This is a genomic window from Saccharopolyspora pogona (assembly GCF_014697215.1).
Taxonomy (GTDB): domain Bacteria; phylum Actinomycetota; class Actinomycetes; order Mycobacteriales; family Pseudonocardiaceae; genus Saccharopolyspora; species Saccharopolyspora hattusasensis.
The window spans coordinates 1,431,860-1,453,388 of the sequence record NZ_CP031142.1; the positions used below are offsets into that span (position 1 = coordinate 1,431,860).

Annotated in this window: 20 protein-coding genes; 17 read left to right on the top strand and 3 right to left on the bottom strand. The window is 67.7% G+C overall.

The features are described from left to right. Positions 1 to 77: 77 nt before the first annotated feature. Positions 78 to 1,775 (bottom strand): FAD-dependent oxidoreductase, encoded by a 1,698-nt coding sequence (locus DL519_RS06175; protein WP_190813257.1) that lies wholly within the window; start codon positions 1,773 to 1,775, stop codon positions 78 to 80. A 63-nt stretch (positions 1,776 to 1,838) separates the two neighbouring features. Beyond that, positions 1,839 to 2,108 (bottom strand): aldehyde dehydrogenase family protein, encoded by a 270-nt coding sequence (locus tag DL519_RS06180; protein ID WP_223838503.1) that lies wholly within the window; start codon positions 2,106 to 2,108, stop codon positions 1,839 to 1,841. Between the two features lie 235 nt (positions 2,109 to 2,343). Here DL519_RS06180 and DL519_RS49715 point away from each other — a divergent pair, with 235 nt between their 5' ends. The 8 genes from DL519_RS49715 to DL519_RS06220 all read left to right on the top strand — a co-directional run bounded on the left by DL519_RS49715 (position 2,344) and on the right by DL519_RS06220 (position 10,253). Then, the gene (locus DL519_RS49715; RefSeq protein ID WP_397544929.1) at positions 2,344 to 2,727 is read left to right on the top strand and encodes a hypothetical protein; all 384 of its coding nucleotides are present in this window, start codon (positions 2,344 to 2,346) and stop codon (positions 2,725 to 2,727) included. Positions 2,728 to 2,956: 229 nt separating this feature from the next. After that, positions 2,957 to 4,339 (top strand): glutamine synthetase family protein, encoded by a 1,383-nt coding sequence (locus tag DL519_RS06190; protein ID WP_190813258.1) that lies wholly within the window; start codon positions 2,957 to 2,959, stop codon positions 4,337 to 4,339. Between the two features lie 38 nt (positions 4,340 to 4,377). Next, positions 4,378 to 5,151: an SDR family NAD(P)-dependent oxidoreductase gene (locus DL519_RS06195; protein ID WP_190813259.1), complete on the top strand. Its 774-nt coding sequence runs from the start codon at positions 4,378 to 4,380 to the stop codon at positions 5,149 to 5,151. Position 5,152: 1 nt separating this feature from the next. Next, positions 5,153 to 5,872, top strand: a complete 720-nt coding sequence (locus tag DL519_RS06200) for a gamma-glutamyl-gamma-aminobutyrate hydrolase family protein (RefSeq protein ID WP_223838504.1) — start codon at positions 5,153 to 5,155, stop codon at positions 5,870 to 5,872. A 10-nt stretch (positions 5,873 to 5,882) separates the two neighbouring features. Beyond that, positions 5,883 to 7,046 carry a cytochrome P450 gene (locus DL519_RS06205; RefSeq protein WP_190813260.1) on the top strand — a complete coding sequence of 388 codons (1,164 nt, stop codon included), beginning with the start codon at positions 5,883 to 5,885 and terminating at the stop codon, positions 7,044 to 7,046. Positions 7,047 to 7,051: 5 nt separating this feature from the next. After that, complete coding sequence (locus tag DL519_RS06210) at positions 7,052 to 7,252, top strand: ferredoxin (protein WP_190813261.1); 201 nt, start codon at positions 7,052 to 7,054, stop codon at positions 7,250 to 7,252. Between the two features lie 4 nt (positions 7,253 to 7,256). Further along, positions 7,257 to 8,429, top strand: a complete 1,173-nt coding sequence (locus DL519_RS06215) for an NAD(P)/FAD-dependent oxidoreductase (protein ID WP_190813262.1) — start codon at positions 7,257 to 7,259, stop codon at positions 8,427 to 8,429. Between the two features lie 123 nt (positions 8,430 to 8,552). After that, entirely contained in the window at positions 8,553 to 10,253 is a 1,701-nt protein-coding gene (locus DL519_RS06220) for a helix-turn-helix domain-containing protein (protein WP_223840213.1), read from the top strand. 52 nt (positions 10,254 to 10,305) lie between these two features. Here the strand turns inward: DL519_RS06220 and DL519_RS06225 are convergent, their stop codons facing one another. After that, on the bottom strand, positions 10,306 to 11,814 hold the full coding sequence (locus DL519_RS06225) for an APC family permease (protein WP_190813264.1): 1,509 nt from the start codon (positions 11,812 to 11,814) through the stop codon (positions 10,306 to 10,308). Positions 11,815 to 12,687: 873 nt separating this feature from the next. Here DL519_RS06225 and DL519_RS06230 point away from each other — a divergent pair. The 9 genes from DL519_RS06230 (at position 12,688) to DL519_RS06270 (ending at position 21,249) form a co-directional block, all read left to right on the top strand. Then, a complete protein-coding gene (locus DL519_RS06230) occupies positions 12,688 to 12,876 on the top strand; it encodes a hypothetical protein (RefSeq protein ID WP_190813265.1) in 189 nt (62 codons plus the stop codon). Between the two features lie 1,006 nt (positions 12,877 to 13,882). Then, entirely contained in the window at positions 13,883 to 14,608 is a 726-nt protein-coding gene (locus DL519_RS06235) for a GntR family transcriptional regulator (protein WP_190813266.1), read from the top strand. Next, positions 14,605 to 15,039, top strand: a complete 435-nt coding sequence (locus tag DL519_RS06240) for a phosphonate C-P lyase system protein PhnG (protein WP_190813267.1) — start codon at positions 14,605 to 14,607, stop codon at positions 15,037 to 15,039. Before DL519_RS06235 ends, DL519_RS06240 begins: the two co-directional genes overlap by 4 nt. Then, positions 15,036 to 15,614: a phosphonate C-P lyase system protein PhnH gene (gene phnH, locus DL519_RS06245; protein ID WP_190813268.1), complete on the top strand. Its 579-nt coding sequence runs from the start codon at positions 15,036 to 15,038 to the stop codon at positions 15,612 to 15,614. The genes DL519_RS06240 and phnH overlap by 4 nt, the downstream gene beginning before the upstream one ends. Continuing rightward, entirely contained in the window at positions 15,614 to 16,729 is a 1,116-nt protein-coding gene (locus DL519_RS06250) for a carbon-phosphorus lyase complex subunit PhnI (protein WP_190813269.1), read from the top strand. The genes phnH and DL519_RS06250 overlap by 1 nt, the downstream gene beginning before the upstream one ends. Beyond that, positions 16,726 to 18,528, top strand: coding sequence for an alpha-D-ribose 1-methylphosphonate 5-phosphate C-P-lyase PhnJ (locus DL519_RS06255; protein WP_190813270.1), 1,803 nt, complete (start codon positions 16,726 to 16,728; stop codon positions 18,526 to 18,528). The genes DL519_RS06250 and DL519_RS06255 overlap by 4 nt, the downstream gene beginning before the upstream one ends. Before the next feature lie 5 nt (positions 18,529 to 18,533). Continuing rightward, positions 18,534 to 19,268, top strand: a complete 735-nt coding sequence (locus tag DL519_RS06260; protein ID WP_190813271.1) for an ATP-binding cassette domain-containing protein — start codon at positions 18,534 to 18,536, stop codon at positions 19,266 to 19,268. Then, positions 19,265 to 20,449, top strand: a complete 1,185-nt coding sequence (locus tag DL519_RS06265; protein WP_190813272.1) for an alpha-D-ribose 1-methylphosphonate 5-triphosphate diphosphatase — start codon at positions 19,265 to 19,267, stop codon at positions 20,447 to 20,449. Before DL519_RS06260 ends, DL519_RS06265 begins: the two co-directional genes overlap by 4 nt. Next, entirely contained in the window at positions 20,446 to 21,249 is an 804-nt protein-coding gene (locus DL519_RS06270) for an inositol monophosphatase family protein (RefSeq protein WP_223838505.1), read from the top strand. The genes DL519_RS06265 and DL519_RS06270 overlap by 4 nt, the downstream gene beginning before the upstream one ends. The last annotated feature ends 280 nt before the right edge of the window (positions 21,250 to 21,529 follow it).

Here is a 21,529-nt window from a genome sequence, read left to right on the forward strand (position 1 = left end):
CTGCTCGCCTAGGAAACAGCGCCCAACCCGTCCGGGATCGCAGATCAGTGTCTGCGACCACGGACCGTGCGGTGGTCTCACCTCGTCGTTTCCCGATCGCCCGCGGCGACCGCGAGCAAGTCGGTGGAGGAGGTCAGCTTGACCCGCGGCCGACGCTGCGGTTTGGCGGTCTTCTTCTCGTGGCGGTCGATCGATTCCCACGCCGCGTAGTCGAGCGCCTCGGGCCGTCGCTCGGTCAGCAGCGTGCGGAGCGCTTCGGCGTCGTGCTCCGGGGACTTCAGGCGCCCTGCCTCGTAGTCGTCCAGCAAGGCCTGAACGGTGTCCTCGGCGCACTTCTTGTTGGTGCCGATCACCCCGGACGGTCCGCGCTTGATCCACCCGGCGGCGTAGACGCCGGCGAGCGGGTCTCCGGTCGCCGGATCGACGACCCGCCCCCGGTTGTTGGGCAGCGTGCCCTTGTCGGCGTCGAACGGCAGTCCCGGCAGTGGTCGTCCGCGATATCCGATGGAACGCAGCACCAGCCCGCAGTTCAGCTCGGTGACGTCGCCGGTTGGCTGCGCGACCAGACGTCCGGAGGAATCGGCGAGCGCGTTGCGGACCACTCGAATGCCACGGACGCGGTCGTCCCCGAGGATCTCCACCGGTGAGGTCAGGAACCTCAGCTCGACTCGCTTGTCACCGCGTCCGGACGGCTGTCTGGCGAGTTCGGCGAGGACCTCGGTCTTGAACACACCGATGTCGTGTGGGCTCAGGGCAGCGGCGCTGACCGGGTCGAGCGCGGCATCCGCAGGATCGACGACGACATCGAAGTCGTCCGTGTCGGCGAGCCCGAGGAGTTCGGGTGTCGTGAACGCCGCTTGCGCCGGGCCACGTCTGCCGAGGACGAGAACCTCGGAGATATTGCTGGAGGCCAGTGCTTCGAGTGCGTGGTCGGCGATGTCGGTGCGGGCGAGCCGGTCGACGTCGCTCGCGAGGATGCGGGCGACGTCGAGGGCGACGTTGCCGTTGCCGACGATCACCGCGCGTTCGCCGGAGAGGTCGAAGGTGCGGTCGGCGAAGTCAGGGTGGCCGTTGTACCAGGCGACGAACTCTGTCGCGGAGTGGCTGCCCGGCAGTTCCTCGCCCGGGACGCCCAGCGAGCGGTCCGTCGCGGCGCCGACGGCGTAGAGCACGGCGTGGTGGTGGGTGAGCAGCTCGTCGTGGCTGAGGTGCTCGCCGATGTCGACGTTGAGGTGCAGGTCGAGGTTCTTGCGCCGGGCTGTGCCGGTGAACTGGCGGGTGATCTCTTTGGTGTCCTGGTGATCCGGCGCGACGCCGTGGCGCACCAGCCCCCACGGAGTGGGCAGTCGCTCGAACATGTGGACTTCGGCCTGCAGCCCCTTGCGGCTGAGCAGTTCCTCGGCCGCGTAGCAGGCCGCGGGGCCGGACCCCACGATGGCGATGCGCAGCGGTTCGGGTTCGGAGACCTCGACCGCCGGCTTGCGCTTCTGGTACTGGGTCTCCGGATAACCCTGGTGGGCCGGATCGCGGAAGTAGCGCGCGTTGATGTCGAGGTAGCGCTCGGCATTCTCGGTGAGGTCGAAGTCCGGGGTGATGGCCTCCACAGGGCACACGTCGACGCAGGCACCGCAGTCGATGCAGGTGTCGGGGTCGATGTAAAGCATCTCCGCGGTCGCGTAGTCCGGTTCGTCCGGTGTGGGGTGGATGCAGTTGACGGGGCAGACTGTCACGCAGGTCGCGTCGTTGCAGCAGCTCCGGGTGATCACGTAGGTCATGTGCACTCTCCGCCGGCAGTCCTGGCGCCTGTGATCAGGCGCCGGTCGAGATGTAGATGTTCTTCAGCTCGGTGTAGCCGTCGATGGCGGCCAGTCCGAGTTCGCGGCCGATCCCAGAGCCTCCAGCCGCGCGAGCTCGTCCACGTGCGACTCGACAACTCCGGCGATCGCGTTCATGGCCTCCCGCCGGACGGACATCGGTAGCCCGACCCAAGCGCGCTGCGCCTCGACCGCCCGGGTCCCCGCGGTCTCGGCGTCAGCGGCGTTGAAGCTGGCGAATTCGATGATCGGCTCTTCCGTGGCGGGATTGATGACAGTGTTCACAGCGGACACTCGTGGTTCCTGCCTTCGTCTGACGGGCCCACCCGCCGTGGTAGCGGAGAGCATGGTTGAGCGGGTCTTTCCATGCTCGGGACCGGGTCCTGACACAACAACGTGCGTCATGCCCTGCGCGCCGGGAAGGCATGTGCACTGTGAACACAGACGATTTCGCCTCGACGGCCTAGCGTCGTTTCTCAACATCAGCGTGATGACGCGATGGCGTTCAGCCGGACAGCCAGGAGAATTCATGAAGGTCGGCGTACCCGCAGAGGTCAAAAACCACGAGTACTGCGTGGCGATCACCCCGGCAGGCGTGCACGAGCTCGTGATCAACGGACACGAGGTGTCCGTGCAGGCCGGACCCGGCGTCGGTTCCTCCATCAGCGACAGCCGAGTACCGAGCCGCTGGGGCGTGGATCCTCGACACGGCAGACGAGGTGTGGGCCGCGGGCGAGACTCGGTGTTCTACTGCGTGGCCAACATTCCAGGGTCCGTGCCCAACACGCCCACGTGCGCGCGGACGAACGTGACCCTGCCGTACGTGGTCGCGCTGGCCAACAAGGCTGGCGCCAGGCAGGTGCGGACGACGCCAGCCTCGCACTCGGCGTCAACACCCACGGCGGGTTGCTGACGAACTCCGCGGTCGCCGGTGGCCACCGGACTGGAGGCGGCATCTCTGAAGGAGGCGCTGGTGGTCGACTGACGTCCCGAGCGGTGTTCGGCGCACACATCACCGGAGTGCGTTGACCACGTGCGACGTGCCTCTTCAGCTTCGGGCGGCATGTGCACCGTGAACATGGACCACCACTGTGACCGCGCTTACGGTCACCGGAAAGCCGATATGGGTAAGTGAGGACATCATGGCATCGAGCGAGGCATCGGTAGACCGCGAACGGCTTGAGGAATTCGCTGCGGAGAACGGGATCCACACGTTCAAGATCGGTGCGGTCGACCTGGACGGCGTCTGGCGCGGCAAGCGCGTCTCCAGCGACCACTTCATCGACGGCGTCAGCGAAAAAGGGACGTTCATCTGCAACATCCTGTTCGGATGGGACATCCAGGACGAACCGATCCCCGACCTGGCTTACACCGGATGGCACACCGGATACCCGGACATCAACTTGAAGCCCGACCTGTCGACGCTCGCCGTTGTGCCGTGGGAGCCGGGCACGGCCTCGGTCATCTGCGACATCTACGAGCGCGACGGCCAGCCCATGGAGCTGTCCCCGCGTACGGTGCTGAAGTCGGTGGTGTCGCGAGCCGAATCACTGGGTTTCGACGCGCAGGCCGCGTACGAGTTCGAGTTCTTTCTGTTCCGCGGCAGTCCGCGTGAGCTCGCGGCCCGGCAGTGGCGCGACCTCGAAACGGTCTCGGACGGCAACCACACCTACAGCGTGTACCGCGACACGGGCACCGAGTTCGTCATCGGTGAGGTGCGCCGCCAGCTCGCCGAGTACGGCATCAAGATCGAGGCGAGCAACAGCGAGCACGGTCCCGGCCAGTTCGAGGTGAACATTCACTACTCGGACGCGCTGCGGGCCGCGGACAACGCGATGCTGCTCAAGCACGCGGTGAAGGAGCTCGCCGCCCGCAACGGTTTCACGGCCTCGTTCATCGCCAAGGTGAATCCCGGTTGGGCCGGTTCGTCCGGGCACGTGCACCAGAGCCTGCTGAACAAGGACGGTACTGCGGCCTTCGCCAATGCGGACGACCCGACGCGGCTCAGCGACATCGGTAGCAGCTATCTTGCCGGGCTCGTCGAGCACGCCTCGGATCTCACCGCCCTGTTCCTGCCCAACATCAACTCGTACAAACGGACCGAGGGTGGCGAGTGGGCCGGATCGAGCTCCACCTGGGGCTTCGACAACCGGACGGTCGCCATCCGCTCGATTCCGGGGGCGGGGCCCGCCGCCCGGGTCGAAAACCGCGTGGCAGGCGCCGACGCGAACCCCCACCTCGTGCTCGCCGCGAACCTGGCCGCCGGGCTCGACGGGATCGAGCAGAACCTCACCCCGCCGCCGCCGATCGAGGGCAACGCCTACGCCTTGCCTGCCGGGCAGGCTCCGCTGCTCCCCGCGAACCTCGGGGACGCGGCGGACAAGCTCGAAGCGAGCATCCTCGCCCGGAAACTGCTCGGCGAGCGCTTCGTCGACCACTTCGTGTCGACCCGCCGCTGGGAATTGAAGAAGTTCGGCGCGGCGGTGACCGAGTGGGAGATCGCGCGGTACCTGGAGCACACCTGATCCACGATCGAGTTTCTGCTGAGTTCGAAGGGATTTCCATGCTCACTCATGAAGGACGTTTCGCGGCTGTCACCGGCGCCGGCTCCGGCAACGGCAGGGCGATCGCGGAGACACTGCTGGCCGAAGGTGCCCGCGTGGCACTGCTGGACATCGCGCCGGAGTCGGTCAAAGAGGTCGCCGCGGAATACCCCGGAGCTGTGCCGATCAGCGCTGACGTCGCCGACCAGGGATCGGTGCGGGAGGCGGTCCGCGTGATCGAGAACGAGTTCGGACGGCTCGACCTGCTGGTCAACAACGCCGGCATCGTCCGGTCGAGCAACTTCGAGGATCTTCCCCAGCAGGAGTGGGACCAGGTCTTCGCGGTGAACTCCACCGGGCCGTTCCTGATGAGCCAGGCCGCGATGCCGCTGCTGCGGGATGGTGTGCAGCAGCGCGGCGGGGACGCGACCGCGGCGATTGTGAACATCACCTCGGTCGAGGCACACATCGTGATCTCCAGCAGCGGGCACCCGCAGGTGCACTACAACGCCTCCAAGGGAGCCCTGCTGCAGCTGACGCGCGCGCTGGCCGTGGAGTGCGCCTCCTCCAAGGTGCGGGTCAACGCCGTCGCGCCCGGGTTCATCGAGACGCCGTTCACCCGCGACGTTCTCGGCAATCCTGAGGTGAAGGACTGGCTGCTGGAGCGCACGCCGATCGGCCGGATCGGTCAGCCAGAAGATGTCGCGAACGCCGTGTCCTTCCTCGGCGGCGACAAGGCGAGCTGGATCACCGGCACGACGCTGTTCGTCGACGGCGGGTGGACGGTCTACTGACATGGAACGTCCGCTCATTGCCGTGTCCGCGGCCATCGAGGTGCTGGGAACCGCGTTTGGTGACCGCGACTGCACCAAGCTGGGAGCCGATTACACCAACGCGGTTTACGCTGCGGGTGGCCAGCCGGTGATCATGCCGGTGTCGCAGACACCCGCGCCGGGAATGCTGTCCAGAATGGACGGTCTCCTGCTCACCGGTGGAGGTGACCTCGATCCGTCGCTGTACGGCGAGGAACCGGACGAAGCCGTCTACGGGATCCGCAAGGACCGGGATGCGTTCGAAACGGCGCTGTATCAGGAGGCAATAGCGCTGGGCATGCCGATCCTGGCGATTTGCCGAGGTCTACAGCTGGTGAACGTGCTGCGTGGCGGGACGCTCCTGCAACAGATCGAAGACGAGCAGTCGCACTGGCAGGAAAACCCGCCGACGAACATGAGCCACGCCATCACGGTCGCCAGCGGCAGCTCCCTGGCGGCCATGTTCGGGGACGCGGGCGAGGTCAAGGTCAACAGCTACCACCACCAAGCTGTGAAGGACCTGGGCGCAGGACTTCAAGTGACCGCCGTCTGCGGCGACGTGATCGAAGCCGTCGAGGCCGCCGACGCCGACCTCGTCGGGGTTCAGTGGCATCCCGAGAATCTCGCCTCGACCAACGACCAGCACGCCGGTCTCTTCACGCAGTTCGTGCAGAGGGCCGCCGAATTCCGCACCACAGTTTAGGAAGGTTTCCATGTCCGAGAACGTGACCGCCGGGCGGGAGTTCGACTACCACGGGCCGGCGCTCGACAACGTCTTCGACACCTACAAGCAACTCCGTGAGCAATGCCCGGTCGGCAAGAGTGAGAAGCACGGCGGCTTCTGGTATGTCACCAAGAGCGAGGACATCTTCGCCGCCGAGCAGGATCCCGACACCTTCGCGGTAGCTCCGTCGATGCTGATGCCGGCCTTCGGCACCGACATGCCGCTGATCCCGATCGACATCGATCCGCCGGACCACACCGACTACCGCAAGGTCCTGCTGCCGCTGTTCACGCCGAAGGCGATCGCCAAGCTCGGTGACGGCATGCGTCACACGTCGCGCGAACTAGCGCAGGAGGTCGCCGATCAGGAGGTGGTCGACGCCTCGCACGCTTTCGCGCGTCCGATGCCGACCATCATCTTCAGTCGGCTGGCCGGGTTTCCGGAGAAGGACTGGCCGAAGTTCGACCGTTGGATCGACGACATCATCTACGAGCGCACCGACAACCCGGAACGCGCGTGGAACGCGGGGAGAGAGGTCATCGACTACTTCGACGATCTGCTCACCTCCCGTGCGGACGAAGAGCCGGCCGACGACCTCATCGGCGTTCTCCAACAGGCCGAGATCCAGGGACGCAAGCTCACCCACGACGAGCTGCTGTCCTACTGCTACCTGCTGTTCCTAGCGGGTCTGGACACGACCGCGTGGGCGATCCGCTCCAGCCTGTGGTACCTCGCGCAGAACCCGGAAGCACAGCGCGTGCTGCGCGAAAACCCGGACGAGATCCCCACGGCCGCAGAGGAATTCCTCCGCACGCTCTCGCCGGTGCAGGGTATGGCCCGCACTTGCAAGAAGGACACCGAGCTCTCCGGGCAGGAGATCAAGGCCGGCGACCGGCTCGTTCTCGTCTTCGGCGCCGGCAACCGCGACCCCGAGGTCTACGACGACCCCGACGAGATCCAGATCGGCCGCCAGAACAACCGGCACCTCGCGTTCGGAGGCGGGATCCATCGCTGCCTCGGATCGAACCTCGGTCGGCAGGAACTCATCGTCGCGCTCGAAGAATTCCTCGAGGTCGTTCCCGAGTTCTCGCTGGCGGACCCGAGTGAGCCGTGGCACGGCGTCGGCCCGCTGACGCTCCAGATTGGAAAGTGATCGACATGTACCGCATTTCGGTTGACTCGAGCAGGTGTCAAGGGCACGCGCGCTGCATGGCCTTCGCGCCCGAGGCGTTCGACTTCGACGACGAGGGCTATGCGTTCGTCCCGGATGGGTTGGCCGAGGCCGCCGAGCTGCCGGAGAGCATCCGTCGCGCCGAAGCGAACTGCCCGGAGCGCGCCGTCAAGATCGAGGAAACGTGAACCGATGACCCTTACCGGTGATGTGCTGGTGGTCGGGGCGTCGGTAGCCTCCGGTGCGTTCGTCGCGCAGCTGCGCGAAGACGGCTTCGAAGGCCGGGTCCTGGTCGTGGACCAGGACCCGGACGCGCCCTATGATCGGCCGCCGCTGTCCAAGGAATTCCTCGCTGACTCCGCCGAGTCACCGGGTGCACCGTGGTGGCACGACGGCTGCGAATTGGTGCGGGGGAGGGCCACCGCACTGGATGTGGCCTCCTCGACGGTGCGCGTCGAGTTCGAAGACGGGTCGGAAAGTGCTCTGGCGGCGGAGCAGATCGTCATCGCCACCGGTTCGGTGCCGGTGCGTCTGCCCGGTGAGCCGGCCGGGGTAGCGCAGTTGCGCACAGCAGCGGATGCGCGCCGGATCCGTGACTCGGTCGCCGCAGAGCGCAGGATCGTGATCCTCGGAGCGGGCACGATCGGCACCGAGCTGGCGTCCAGCCTCACTCTGGCTGGCGCCCAGGTCAGTCTCGTCGACCTGACCGACAACCCCCTGGACCGCTTCCTCTGCGGGCACCTCGGGGCCGAGGCCGCAGCGTGGATCCGGGATGCGGGAGTCTCACTGCACCTGGGCTCGCGTGTCGAAGGCGTCCTCAAGCAAAGCGGCGGCTGGCGCGTCGTGACAGATTCCGCTGAGCTATCGGCTGACCTCGTGGTCAGCGCGGTCGGCACGCGCCCCGCGACCGCCTGGTTGGCGGGATCGGGGCTGGACGTGGCCGACGGAGTTCGCTGCGACGACGAGGGAACCGTACTGGATACGTCCGGTTCTCCCGTGTCGGGCGTGCGCGCCATCGGCGATGTTTCGGCATGGGGCTTGATCGGTGCAGGTGCTCGTCGGTGCGAGGACTGGACCAATGCGCAACGTCAAGGACGCAGCGTGGCGCGTGCCCTGCTGGGAAAGAACCCGGTGCATATGGACGCGGAACCGGCGTATTTTTGGAGTCACCAGTTCGGTCGGAAAATTCAAGTCTTGGGACACCCGGACCGTGAGGCTACGCTCGTCCAGCATGTCGACGAACCGCACCGAAAGGCGGCGTTCTACACGCTGGAGCGCGGTGCGGAGACCGTCGCCTGGATCGCCATCAACACACCCCGGGAGTTCGCCATGGCCATGCGGAAGTCCATCCAAGCACTCGGCTGAGCAGGCCATATGAGCGTTCCGACACAGGATTCAAGTGGCTTCAAAGCACAGCTCGACCAGATGACCGAAAAGTTGGTCGCAGTTGAGCGCCGCGCTGAGACCTTGGCGGAATTGAACCGCCTGATGGTCCAGGGCGGGGACCCGATAGCGCTCGCGCAGCGGGCCGTCGACCTGGTTAAACGCGCCACCAAAGCCGCAGGGACGTTTGTCTATATCTGGGATCCTGAGATCGAGCGCCTGGTGCTGCGGGTCGCCACCACAGGCCGCCAGGCGGCCCACGTCGGGGAGATCCAGCTCCGCCTCGGTGAAGGCGTCACCGGGTGGACGGGACTGATGCGGCAGACCGTCAGACTCGACGAAGACATCCAGAGCGATCCCAGGTTCGTCAACTTCTCGGTCCTCGAAGAGCACCAGTTTCATTCCATGGTCGCAGTTCCCGTCGCGGTGCCGGGCGGCGAACTGCTGGGTGTGTTCAGCCTGTACGCGGGCGAGCCGGCCGCGTTCGACACCCACGACGTGGAGTTGGCGACCGAGGTCGGAAGTCTGCTGGCCAACGGCCTGGTCCATGCCCAGACCGTGAAAGACCTGCGCAGGGAGTCGGCGGCCTCTCGGTTCCTTATGACCCTGCCCGCGGACGCCACGAGTTCGCTGCAACGCTGCGTCGACGTCCTCGCCGAGGCGATTCGTGACCAGGTGGACGCGGCGTTCTGCTCGCTGGAGCTCGCCGAACGGGGAGCGCCCGACTGCAAGGTCCGCCCTGGACTCGCCTTCGCCGACGACGTCGACAACGCGGTCGTGGTGTCGGCGCGATCGGTCCGGGCGAGGGCTGAACTGCACGACCTGGCCCAGCAGATCAGCTCCGAGCTGGAGAAGCTCACGATCTCTTTCGGCACGCTGTTCCCGCTGGGCGCCATCACGTGTTATCGCGCGCGGCCGTTCACCGAAGCCGACAAGGGCATCGTCGACGCGCTCGCGGCGCAAGCGGCCACCCTCGTATCGTCACTGAGCTGTCCGGCCATGACGACACCGTTGGCAGGCAGGTTGGCGGGGGCTCCCACACGGGAGAGCGCAGACCGGCTCCTTCGTGACCTGGGCTGGCATCCCGGACCCACGCAACCGGTGCAGGTGCGGGTCAGCGGGACGCGGTACACAACGCCATCGGCCTTCGAACGGGTTGTGGACGCACTTCGCGAGATGCGCGGTGGAATCGAAGGAATGGTGCTGGTCCCATCGGCGCCGGTGGTTTCTCTGTTGGTGCCGTACCAGCCCGAACAGTGGAAGGGCTTCGAACACGCGTTGCGGACCACGATCAGGCAGCTGCAGGCCGAGTCGAATGGTGGGGTGACGGCCGGTATCGGTCCCGTGGCCAACGACGTTTCCGACCTGGTCTCCGCGCTTCAAACCGCGGAGACCGCGGGCGCGTGGGCGCAGTTGCTCGGTGACCGCGGTTCGGTTGCCCATCACGAGGACTTCGCACACCTGAGGTTGCTCCCTCGAGTCGCTCTGGACATCGGGGAGGATCTGCGCGATGTCCTGACCCGCATTTCCGAGGTCATACGCTACGACCTGCGCAACGGCACGGCGCTGGCGTCGACCCTGGAGGACTACCTCGCGAACCGCTGCTCGGTGACCGACACCGCCAGCGACCTGTTCATCCACCGCAACACGCTGCGCCAGCGGCTGGGACGCATCGAGGAACTCGTCGGGAGACCGGTCGAAGGCCTCGGGGACTGGGCGGTCGCGGCGCTGGCGGCACGGCTCGCCCTGGCCGGCGAGCCGCGGCTGGTGCGGACACAAGCCCGGAACGCTGCGAGCGGGGAATGACCGGTCCGAACCCGCGTTGTGGGTTCGGACCGGTCATTGGCCATCCGCGGGTTTACTCGTCGGGAAGAGCCTCCATGGCGTCTTCGCGCAGCGTTCCGATCGCCGCGAACCGGGCCGGGGCCCTGCGGCGCAGCCAGATCGCGTACAGGAAACCGGTCGTCGCGATTGCCAGCACGTACACCGGGATGAACGTGACGATGAGGGTGTCGGCGCCGGCGAGGAAGGTGAGGTTTTTCAACAGGAGACCGACGACGACGAGCTGTGCCACGGCGCCCGCGATCGGGGCGGCGAGCGTCTTGAGGTAGTCGCCGGTGCAGTGGCGGCCGACGCGGTTGAAGTAGCCGATCACGGCGATGGACACCAGCAGCTGAACGACCATGACGGCCAACGTGCAGAAGATCGGCAGCCAGGTGCCCAGATGCAGGATCGGGTCCGCGCCACCGATGGCGAAGATCGCAACCGTGGTGATCGCGATCGCGGCCTGCACACCGGCGGCCAGGTGCGGCGACTTGTGCTTCGCGTGGGTCCTGCCCAGCGCCTCGGGGAGGATCCGGTCACGGCCCAGCGAGAAGAAGTACCGCGCCGCATTGTTGTGGAAGGCGAACGAGCACGCGAAGAATCCCGATACCACGAGGAAGTCCATGAGCGTGCGCACGAACGGCAGCGTGTACATGTCGGCCAGCTTGAAGAAGTACTGGTCGAGCAGCGTCTCGGCTTGCGCGGGGGAGTCGCTGCCGAAGCCGACGATGGCCGCGTAGGCGGCCAGGGCGTAGAAGACGCCGAGCGTGATCACGGCGATGTATGTCGCGCGCGGCACGCTTTGCTTCGGATCCATCGTCTCTTCGCCGTAGATCGCGGTCGTTTCGAAGCCGATCCAGGACCAGAACGCTAGGAAGAAGCCGATGCCCACGGCTGGTGCGGCGCCCCACTGCGCGGGGTCGAACGCGACGGCCATCTGACCGGACGTACCGCCGGATCCGATGGTGAACACGTCGACCACGAGGACGATCAGCACCTCGAGCGTCAGCAGCAAGCCGAGAATGCGTGCGGTGAGGGTGACCCGGTAGTACGAGATCACGAACATCGACGCCAGCGCGACGATGCTGCACCAATACCAGGGCACGCTCAGCCCGAAGTAGTCGCCGAGCAGTGCGGAGGCGTAGTAGCCGAAGCCGCCCTGGATCGCGGCGGTGATCATGCTGTACGCGGAGAGAATCGTGAAACCCGCCGCGAGTCCCATGGGCCGGCCGAGGCCCTGCGAGGTGAACGTGTAGAAAGCGCCCGCTGCGGTGATCCGCTTCGCCATCTGGACGAACCCGACGGAGAACACCAGCAGAATGAGTGTCGTGGCGAGGTAGGTGAGCGCGGTGGCGAGTCCTGCGCCGCTGGACAGGGAGATCGGGATGTAGGTCGAGACTACGACCAGCGGAGCGGCGGCGGCCGTCACCATGAGCACGATGTGCAGGAAGTTGATCGAGCTGCGTAACAGGTCCGTGGACGAGCTACGCGCCGACGTCTTCCTAGGGGGAGCCGCGGCTTCGGGTTTGGAAAATCGGGTCATGGTCCTGCCTTCCTGCGGTGGCTCATCGCTACCCGGGCATGCGGAGCATGGATGGGCGATTTGGTGACGTTAGCCACGGCGGGGCGGCAGCTGTATGTCCATGCAGACCACATCGGCGGACCGGGCATGTGCAGTACGCGGTGAGTCCTCATGTGCCTGGTCCCGGCGCCGGGATGTGCACAGGGTAGGTCGGCCCCAATGATGTGCATATTGTCCGCAGACGGTTGTGGGCGGGAAGGATCTTTTCCCCAATCAATGTCACTTTAAGTAACGAATAATCGCGCAGCGCGTTTGTTGGGCGTCGTCGCTGGCTCTGCATCCATCTGCGGCACAAGGTCGAGGACGGCCCACACCACCCGCCCGGTGCCGTGATCCACGCACCACATTCGCGTGTCACCCTGACTGGTGTAATTGAGGCGCGTGAAGCGGCACCATCGACGCGACAGCGGGACTGACCACGCTCGGTGCTCGCCACCTCTACAAAGGAAAGCCGCCCTTACGGGGGTAGCAACGTGTCACCGATTCGTGACTGGTGCAGATAGAACCCTTCAAGCAAGCCGCCGTCGTCGATAGGGCGGAGCGGCCGTAGGGGCGCTTGCCGACCCGCCACGGCTCGCCCAACGACATGAGGACTTCTGCGCCGACGATGCCCATGCACCGACGCTCAAGATCCAGCAAGCTCACCGGGTCCCCGACCACCACTTGCCGTGCCACACGCCTTCCACGCAGATGTCCGAACAGGACAGACATCCCGAACCTGGTCGGTAAACAACCACGGGATGTCCCTGGAATCACGCAGGACGGACGGCGCGTACGGGTCTATCTGCGGTCGGTAAGCTCCAGGATCAGGATGGGGACGCGACCGCGTTCGGCGTGCTCGAGGGCGAGGGTGTCGGCGGCCTGGGGGACCAGGGTTGCGTGGTGCACCAGGGGTTGTCCACCCAGGGCGGCGGCCAGCACACCGAGGAAATCCTGCGCTCGGCTGGATACACCGCCGAGCGGATCGCGCAGCTGCTCAACGACGGCGTGATCAGAACCTACCGGGCGACGACTTCGGGCTGATCTGACGAGCCTGATCCGCCATAGAACTGAGCTGGCTCGCATCGGCAGCTTCAGATTGCGTGGCCCGACGCCGAGCGGCGAGCACGACGAGACGTGGCGTCGAGTGCGCTGTAGTCCCACTTCCTTGCGATGCCGAACACGCCGGCGCCACCTTCGTCTCCGAGGTGGAGAAGGTGGGGTGTTCTGGCTGTTCCCGGTCAAAGGCAACCGGCCTGGCCTGCACCCACAGCTGAAAACCCTGCCCTGGACCCGAGTCCGCCTCGGCGAAAGAAACCGCGGCCGCGGGCACGGGCGTGCCGAGACCCACAGCCTGAAAGTCCTTGCTCTGGAAGAAAACCTGTGGACCGACCTGCTCGGGACCCGAAACGACCTAAACCGGACAGGTCAACCTTGCACACGCCCTGGGTGGATACCTCCGGTCCGAATCATGCATCCCTACCCGGAAGGCGCCTTGCTGCCAGGACCCAAGGCAGGAGCCCAGTGCGGTAGTCCCGCACCCTGGGATCTGTGCGGGGGGCCGCCCGCGAGGGCGGTCCCTACCGCGACAAAGGGGGTGCGGACCTGCCGACACGAACTTCTTGACCGCACGCTGATCTGGGACCAAAGCCATCTCCTGCACGCCCTGCGTGAGTTCGAGAAGTTCTACAACGAGCACAGGTCCCACCCACGCCTCGCGAACCCCCGCCCGCTACACCCACTTCCCCAACCGATCACCAGCCCCGAGCAGCTGGCCCAACTCGACATACGAAGGCTTGAACGCCTGGGCGGCCCCCTCCACGAGTACCGACATGCCGCATGACCAGGGCGGACGAGGTTTTCGGCAAGCGCACCCCTGCCGCGGCGGGTACCGGGCGTGACTGATGTGGACGGTCGGCATCGTCGGCGCGAGTTGTCTGTCACTTGCCGACGGTTGGTAATACAACCAACCCAAATGTTCACCAACGGGGCGAGCCGGGTTTGACGACGTGCAGTCGTCTGGACCGGCTGGGCGTGCAGTGTTCGCTGTGTGACGAGGTACTTGGAAATCGCTGACCGGCTTGCCAGCGAGTTGGGCGATTCAGTACCCGGTAGCCGGGTGGTCAGTGAATCCGAGCTGGCCAGGCGGTTCGGTGTGGGCCGCGGGGCGGCCAGGTCCGCGCTGCAGGAGCTGGAGCGCCGGCTGCTGGTTCGGCGTGTGCGTGGCGCGGGCACGTTCGTCAATTCACGCATCGACTATGTGATTTCCCGTGACCGCCCGCCGTCGTGGCACGCGAGTGTGCAGGCGGCGGGCGCGACGCCGCGGTCGGTGGTCAGACGCGTCGACCGGGTCGGGCTGCCTGAGCCCGAGGCGAAGTGGTTCGCCCGGGAGCCGGGTTCGCCTGCCTACCTAGTGGTGCGCGAGTTCTACGCCGATGACCTCCTGGCGAGTTGGAGCGAGGAGTGGATCCCTGCCGACATCGTTCCCGAGCTGGATGTGGCGATGCAGGTGGTCGATTCGGTCGAGGACGTACTGCGTCAGGTGGGCCGGTTGCAGCTGGTGCGCACGTGGCACCGGGTGGCGCTGGAGATACCGCCGCCCCGTGTGCTGCGGGAGCTGGAGGTCGAGGCGAGCTGCCCGGTCTACCGCTGGGAGAACCACAGCCGCGACGCGGCGAGTGGGCGGGTGCTGAGGCGGAGCACGGCGTGGACCAGGGCCGATGTGGTTCGCGTGATCGTAGAGCTGTTAGAAACGATCTCGGAGGAGGAAGGGTGACCGAGGTGTTGAGCCGGGAGCAGCGGTGCGCGCTGCTGGCGGAGGCCGAGCGCGACGAGCTCGTTGCGTTGGCGGACGAGTGTCTCGACGACGGCGCCGCGCTGCGTGTGCTGAGCGGACCGGAGGTCGGGATTGTCGTCGCGCAGGTCCGTGAGCCGGTGCTGGCGGAACGGTTCCTGCTGGGCGACGTGTTGGCGTGCCGCGTCGAGGTGGACTTGGCCGGGCAGGTGGGCTGGTCGATCCGGCTGGGTGAAGACCGCGTGGCCGCCGTGGCCGCGGCGGTGCTCGACGCGGAGGCGGAAGCGGACCGTCCGCGTTCGGCGCGAGTCGACGAACTCTGCCGGACCGTCGCCGATCGGTTGGCGGCGCGGGAAGTAGCCGAGTGGGCGGCGCTGGCGCCGACGATCGTCGAGTTCGAGGAGTTGACATGACCTTTGTCGTGGACAGGATCGCCGCGGCCCGGCTACTTCCGGATGAGTCGCGGGAGGTGTTCCGTGTGGTGCTGGACGCGCTGGCCCGCCCCGGCCGAATCGTCCAGCTGCCCTCGGATCGCCTCGGCGGGACACCGGCAGTGCTGTTGCCGATGCTGGCGCTCGCCGACCTGGGCACCCCGGTCGCGGTGCTGGATGACGGTGCGGGGTGGGTGGACGCGGTGTCCGCGGCCACGTCGGCGCCGATCGTGGAGTTCGACGTCGCGCGGTTCGTCGCGGCCACGCGACCGATGAGGCCGGAGGAGCTGCGTTCGGCCTGCCGGGGGAGCGCGTTCGCGCCCGAGGCCGGCGCACTGGTCTGCCTTTCGGTGGCCGAAGTGGATGGCGAGGATTGGGTGCTCTCCGGTCCTGGTATTGCCGACCGGGCTCGTGTGTCCGGAGTGGACGGCCTGGTCGAGGCGCGGGCCTTGGCGGTGGCGGGTTTCCCTGCTGGTGTCGATCTGCTGTTGATCACCGCGGACGGGCGGATGGCCGGGATTCCGCGTACGACCGTGATCGAGGGGAAGGGTTTCTGATGGGGTACGCGAGTGCCCGCGGCGGGCTGGCGTCGATTATCGCCGCGGAGGAACTGGTACGACGCGAGCGCGACCACGCGCCGGTGCCGTGGGTGTCGACCGAACAGATCACCGGGCGGTTCCGCTTGGCGGTGGACCGGGTGATGGGGGAAGGCGGGCTCTACGACGAGCCCACGGCCGCGGCGGCGGTGCGGCAGGCCGAAGGCGACACGCTGGAGGCGGCGCACCTGGTGCGGGCCCATCGCTCCACGTTGCCACGGCTGGCTGTGAGCGAACCGATCGATCCGGATGAGATGGTCGTGCTGCGCCGGATCGTGCCGGCGATGCGTGAGCCGAACGGCCCGCAGTTGCTGGGCCGTACCACCGACTACACCGGCCGCCTGCTCGAGAAGCCGGACGGGCAACCGGAAGCACAGCCGCAGGAGCCTCGTCCGGGCGTCGAGCGCAGTGAGGAGCAGCGCCGCCCGAGGCGGTTCCTCGAGGTGTTGCGGAAGCTGGACCTGGTGGCTGATCAGCGCCTCCGTGACGATCCGGAGCCCGTGGACATCACGCGTGCGGCGGTGCGCCCGCCCGCCGCCCGGTCGGCGGTGCTCGCGGCGATGGCGCGTGCGGAGACCAGTGGACTCGTTTCGCTGTGGTACCGGTCGATGCTGGGGCCCGACAACGACATTCACGAGATCAACCTGGGCGAGCTGCGGCACGGGCGGCTGCCGCTGCGGGTGCGGCATCCGCACACCGGCAATCTGGTGCGGATGGGCGAGTTCCGGGTCACCGAGGCCGAGGCGATCGAGAACCTGGACGGGGCCGATGAGGACCGCAGCAAACTCGGTGTCGGCTATGGCCTGTGTTTCGGCCACAACGAGCGCAAGGCGATCGCGATGGCCAACATGGACATCGCCAACCGGCGCTTCGGCCGGACGGGACCGCTGGAACAGCTGCTGTTGCTGACCACGGACGGGCTGGATTCGGGCGGGTTCCTCGAGCACCTGAAGCTGCCGCACTACGTCACGTTCCGTTCGATCATGGACCGCAAGCTCGCCTTGCGTGCCGCCGCCGAAGCCGATGAAAAGACGGACTCGCGGGTTGCCGATCCGGTCGGGGAGGAAAGCCGATGAAATCCACAGTGGACATTGTTGAGCAGTTCGAACGGGAGCAGGGGCTGCTAGACGAGAGCGCCAAGCGGGAGGTGCGCCGCGCGCTGTTGACCGGGGTGTGCGTGCCCGGTTACCAGGTGCCTTTCGGCTCACGTGAAATGCCCGTGGCGCGCGGCTGGGGCTCCGGCGGGCTGCAGGTGACCCTCGGCGTGATCGGGCCGCAAGACACGGTGAAGGTCATCGACCAGGGCGACGACGCGGGGGTCAACTCCACCAATCTGCGGCGCCTGATCACCTCGACCACCGGCAGCAGCGAGACCACCGACACCCGCGAAGCCACTATCACCCAGACCCGGCACCGGATTCCGGAAGAGGCCCTCGGCGAGGGACAGATCCTCGTGTTTCAGGTGCCCAGGTCGGACCCGTTGCGCGCCGTGGAAAAGTCCGTCGCCGAGGCCGCACGCATGCACGCCGAAGCCGACTACGCCAAGATTTGGGTCAGCCTGTACGAAGATCTGGTCACCAACGGCATGGTCACCAAGACCACCGGCTATCCGGTACTGGTCAGCGGCCGGTACGTGATGTCGCCCAGTCCGATCCCGCGCTGGGACGTGCCCCGGCTGAACCAGAGCGAGAACCTGAACCTTTTCGGTGCCGGCCGAGAGAAGAGGATTTACGCCGTGCCCCCGCACACCGACGTGCGCCCGCTGGCGTTCGACGATGTGCCTTTCGAGGTGGAGCACACGCCTGGCGCGCGGTGCAAGCTGTGCGGCAGCGACGACGTGTTCTTGGTCGACGCCGGTCCCGATGGCGGTCACGTGTGCAGCGACACCGACTGGTGCGCCCGGGTGCGCGAGAGCGCCGCCGACACCGCCGCGCATCGCGAGCGGGCCCCGCTGCACCTGCGTCCTGACCCCAGTGCCCGCATGGCCGGAGCGGCGAACGCTCAGTCGTATGTTCCTCCGGCGCGGGTGTCCGGTGGACCCGAGTGGACGCTGCGTGTGTCGGGGATCGGCAAGATCCACGGCCGCGGTGGCGCGGAGGCGGTGCCGGGCACGGGACCGGAGCACGGCACCGCGATCAGTCCGGCCACCGGCGCGATCGTGGCTGCCTGGGACGTCTCCTTCGACGTCGCGCCGGGCGAAGCGCTCGGCGTGATCGGGGAGTCGGGTTCCGGGAAGTCCACCGTGCTCAGCTGCGTGATCGGTGACCAGCAGTCCACCATGGGACAGGTGCACCTGGCCGCGGTCGACGGCGGAGCAACCGACGTGCTGCGGTTGCCCGCCGACGAACGTCGCCGCCTGCGCATCGGTGAAATGGCCGTGGTGCACCAGGACCCCGCCGCGGGACTGGATCTGAACGTGACCGCGGGCGGCAACATCGCCGAGCGGCTCACCGCGGCCGGCTGGCGCAGCTTCCACGCGATCCGTCGCCGCGCCGCGGAGCTTCTCGAGCGGGTCGAGGTGCCACTGTCGCGCATGGACGATCCGGTGAAGACGTTCTCCGGCGGGATGCGTCAGCGGGTGCAGATCGCCAAGGCGCTGGCCACCGATCCGCCGGTGCTGCTGCTCGACGAGCCGACGACCGGCCTGGACGCCTCCGTCGCCGCGGGGGTGCTGGACCTGCTGCGTGGACTGCTCGCCGAACGCGACGTGGCCGCTGTTGTGGTCAGTCACGACTTCGCGGTGATCGAGGCGCTCACCGACCGGACGTTGGTGATGCAGCTGGGGCGGGTGGTCGAGCGCGGCCTGACCGACCAGCTCTTCCACGACCCGCACCACCCGTACACCCAGCGGCTCGTCGCCGCGGCCAGGAGGTGATCCCCATGCGACCCGTTCTCAGCGTGCGCGGGCTGCGCAAGTCCTTCGTGCTGCACACCATCGACGGCCGGAAGGTCGAGTCGCTGGACGGCGTGGACCTGGACGTGCACGCCGGCGAGCACGTCGCGCTCGCCGGGCCCAGCGGTGCCGGGAAGTCCTCGCTGCTGCGGTGTGTCTACCGCACGTATCTGCCCGATGCCGGGACATTGGTGCTGCGCGCCGGCGACACGGAGGTGGAGCTGACGGGGCTGGCCGACCGGGCCATGGCCCGGCTGCGTGGCCGCGAGATCGGTTACGTGTCGCAGTTCCTGTCCGCACCGCCGCGCACCGGGCCGTGGGAGGTGGTGGCCGCAGCCGCGCGCCGCCGCGGCCTGGACCGCGCCGACGCCCGCGAGGCGGCCGCCACCGCGCTGCGTCGGCTCAACTTGGACGAAGCGCTGTGGGATGTCGACTGTGGCGTGCTTTCCGGCGGAGAACGGCAGCGGGTGAACCTCGCCGCCGGCACGGTGCGTCCGCCCAGGCTCCTGCTGCTCGACGAACCGGTGTCGGCTCTGGACCCGGCCAATCGCGAGGCCGCGTTGAACCTGATCGGGTCACTGGCCGAGCAAGGCGTCGCCGTGCTGGCGGTGTTCCACGATCTGGACGCGATGCGCCGGCTCGCCTCCCGGGTGGTGCTGATGGCGAACGGGCTGGCCGAGCGCTCAGGCAGTCCCGCCGAGATGCTGGCAGGTGCCGCATGAGCACTCCGGTCGCCGAAACCTGGACGCCGGCCGCACCGCCCGCGGACTACGTCCTCGGTCACGTGCGCGCGGTACTGCCCGGCCGCGTGCTGGACAACGCCCGGATCGTGGTCCGCGACGGCCGCATCGCCGCGGTCGAACCGCACCCCGCGGGTTCCGGGTCCGATGTGGACGGTCAGGACTTGCTGTGCGTACCCGGGCTCATCGACACGCACAGCGATGGCCTGGAGAACGAGCGGATGCCCCGGCCCAGCGTCGAGGTGCCGATCGAGTTCGCCATCCAGTCCTTCGAGGGCAAGCTGCGTGCCGCGGGCGTGACCACGGTGTTCCACGGCGTAGGGTTCGAGGAACGCTCCGTGCGTGCCCGCGGTAAGCCGCGCACCGTGCGGCAGGCGGAATACGTGTGCCAGGCCCTTGACGCCTACGAGGACGGGCTGCTCGACCACCGGATCCTGTATCGGCTCGACGTGCGCAGCGCGGAGGGACTGGCGGCGTTGTGCAGCCGCTTGGACCAGGCGCCCGATGGCGCGCTGGTGTCGCACGAGGACCACACGCCGGGGCAAGGACAGTTCACGGACCTCGCGGAGTACACGCGATGGATGATCGACCAGCGCGGGATGACCGACGACGAGGCCCGCGAACACGTCGATCAGACCATCGCCAACCGTGACAGCCTGTTGAACGTGCGAGACGAAGCTTTCCGCTGGTTGGCCTCCCGCACGGGCCGCATCCGCGTGATGGGGCACGATCCCGGTTCCGCCGGCGAGATCGCGGATCTGCTGGAGCGTGGCGGCAGCATCGCCGAATTCCCGACGACGATCGAAGCCGCGCAGGCGGCCAGGGATCACGGCATGCCGGTGGTGATGGGCGCACCGAACATCCTGCGGGGCCGGTCCCAGAGCGGCAACGTCTCCGGCCGGGACCTGCTCGCGCGAGGACTGGTGACCGGGCTGGCGTCCGACTACCTGCCGTCCAGCCTGCTCGCCGCCGCGATCCTCCTCGCCGAGGACGGCCTGGCCACCTTGCCCGCCGCCATCGGACTCGTGACCGGCGGAGCCGCCGACGTGGCCGGGCTGGCCGACCGTGGCCGGCTCGATCCAGGCCTGCGCGCGGACCTGGTGCTGGTCGAGCCATGCAGACCGTGGGCGAGGGTGCGGGCCGTGCTCTGGGGTGGACGGTGAGCCCGACACCTGCGATCGAGATACCGGCGGGCACACATCCCGCGCTGGCGGCGGTGGCCCACGCGGCGATGACGGTGTTCCACCAGGCCCGGCGGGACCACAGCCGCGCCGCGCTGGCCGAGACCGTCGCCATGGGCGCGGACGGCACCGCCACCACGCGTTTGGACCTGCTGGTCGACACGGCCGTGGCGGAGACCGCCGCCGCGCAGCGGGTGAACCTGATCACCGAGGAGATCGGGGTGGTGGACAACGGCTCCGCCGTCACCCTCGTCGTCGATCCGGTCGACGGCACCGCCAACGCCATCGCGGATGTGCCGCTCGCCGCCTTCGCCGGAGTGGTCGCGGTCGACGGCGAACCGGTCGAGTCACTCACCACCTGGCTCGACACCGGTCGCAGCTGGCACGCGAAAGCGGGCGAACCCAGCCGGTGGCGCACGAGCGGGCGGCGGGAACTCGACGGCGCCGCGGTGAGCCTGCTGCGCCCGCACACGGCGAACGAAGCGGCGTGGCTGCGCGTCAGCCGCCGGGCGGCGCGGGTCCGGATCCTGTCCAGCAGTTGCCTCGAAGCCGCGCTCGTCGCACAGGGCAGCACCGACGCCTTCGCCGACGCCGGTTCCGAGACGCACCGCATCATGGACATCGCCGCCGCGGCGGTCCTGGTGCCGGCGGCCGGTGGCGCGGTGCTCGACGCGTTCGGCCGTCCCGTCGAGATCGATCCCGATCTCACCCGCCGCTGGTCTGGAGTCGTCGCCGCGACCCGCGAACTGGCAGACCAGCTCGCGGAGACAATCCGGGACTGAACCGGACCTCATGCCCTGATCCGATTGAGCTCGGCCACGTCGTGACGACGTGGCCGAGCTCATTTGCGTTCGGTGCCGGATGAGGCGCCACTGCTACGACACGTGTCCGCCCCCGTCGCTTTCACGACACTGACGGCTGCCGGTACCAAGTTGGATAGATAACCGCGAAGACTTGTGTTGACTTGTTCAACTGGCCGTTGGTTCGTGTTGACGGGTCAGCACTGCCCCGGCTCCTACAGTCGCGACCGTGACTACCACGACCGCTGTGCCGGATGCACGA

Bases quoted from the DNA above. Each gene is read 5' to 3' on its own strand.
- DL519_RS06260 (WP_190813271.1), top strand. From the start codon at position 18,534: ATGCGACCCGTTCTCAGCGTGCGCGGGCTGCGCAAGTCCTTCGTGCTG.
- DL519_RS06175 (WP_190813257.1), bottom strand. From the start codon at position 1,775: ATGACCTACGTGATCACCCGGAGCTGCTGCAACGACGCGACCTGCGTG.
- DL519_RS06225 (WP_190813264.1), bottom strand. From the start codon at position 11,814: ATGACCCGATTTTCCAAACCCGAAGCCGCGGCTCCCCCTAGGAAGACG.
- DL519_RS06205 (WP_190813260.1), top strand. From the start codon at position 5,883: ATGTCCGAGAACGTGACCGCCGGGCGGGAGTTCGACTACCACGGGCCG.
- DL519_RS06190 (WP_190813258.1), top strand. From the start codon at position 2,957: ATGGCATCGAGCGAGGCATCGGTAGACCGCGAACGGCTTGAGGAATTC.
- DL519_RS06265 (WP_190813272.1), top strand. From the start codon at position 19,265: ATGAGCACTCCGGTCGCCGAAACCTGGACGCCGGCCGCACCGCCCGCG.
- DL519_RS06200 (WP_223838504.1), top strand. From the start codon at position 5,153: ATGGAACGTCCGCTCATTGCCGTGTCCGCGGCCATCGAGGTGCTGGGA.
- DL519_RS06220 (WP_223840213.1), top strand. From the start codon at position 8,553: ATGGTCCAGGGCGGGGACCCGATAGCGCTCGCGCAGCGGGCCGTCGAC.
- DL519_RS49715 (WP_397544929.1), top strand. From the start codon at position 2,344: ATGAAGGTCGGCGTACCCGCAGAGGTCAAAAACCACGAGTACTGCGTG.
- DL519_RS06250 (WP_190813269.1), top strand. From the start codon at position 15,614: ATGGGGTACGCGAGTGCCCGCGGCGGGCTGGCGTCGATTATCGCCGCG.
- DL519_RS06210 (WP_190813261.1), top strand. From the start codon at position 7,052: ATGTACCGCATTTCGGTTGACTCGAGCAGGTGTCAAGGGCACGCGCGC.
- DL519_RS06255 (WP_190813270.1), top strand. From the start codon at position 16,726: ATGAAATCCACAGTGGACATTGTTGAGCAGTTCGAACGGGAGCAGGGG.
- phnH (WP_190813268.1), top strand. From the start codon at position 15,036: ATGACCTTTGTCGTGGACAGGATCGCCGCGGCCCGGCTACTTCCGGAT.
- DL519_RS06215 (WP_190813262.1), top strand. From the start codon at position 7,257: ATGACCCTTACCGGTGATGTGCTGGTGGTCGGGGCGTCGGTAGCCTCC.
- DL519_RS06195 (WP_190813259.1), top strand. From the start codon at position 4,378: ATGCTCACTCATGAAGGACGTTTCGCGGCTGTCACCGGCGCCGGCTCC.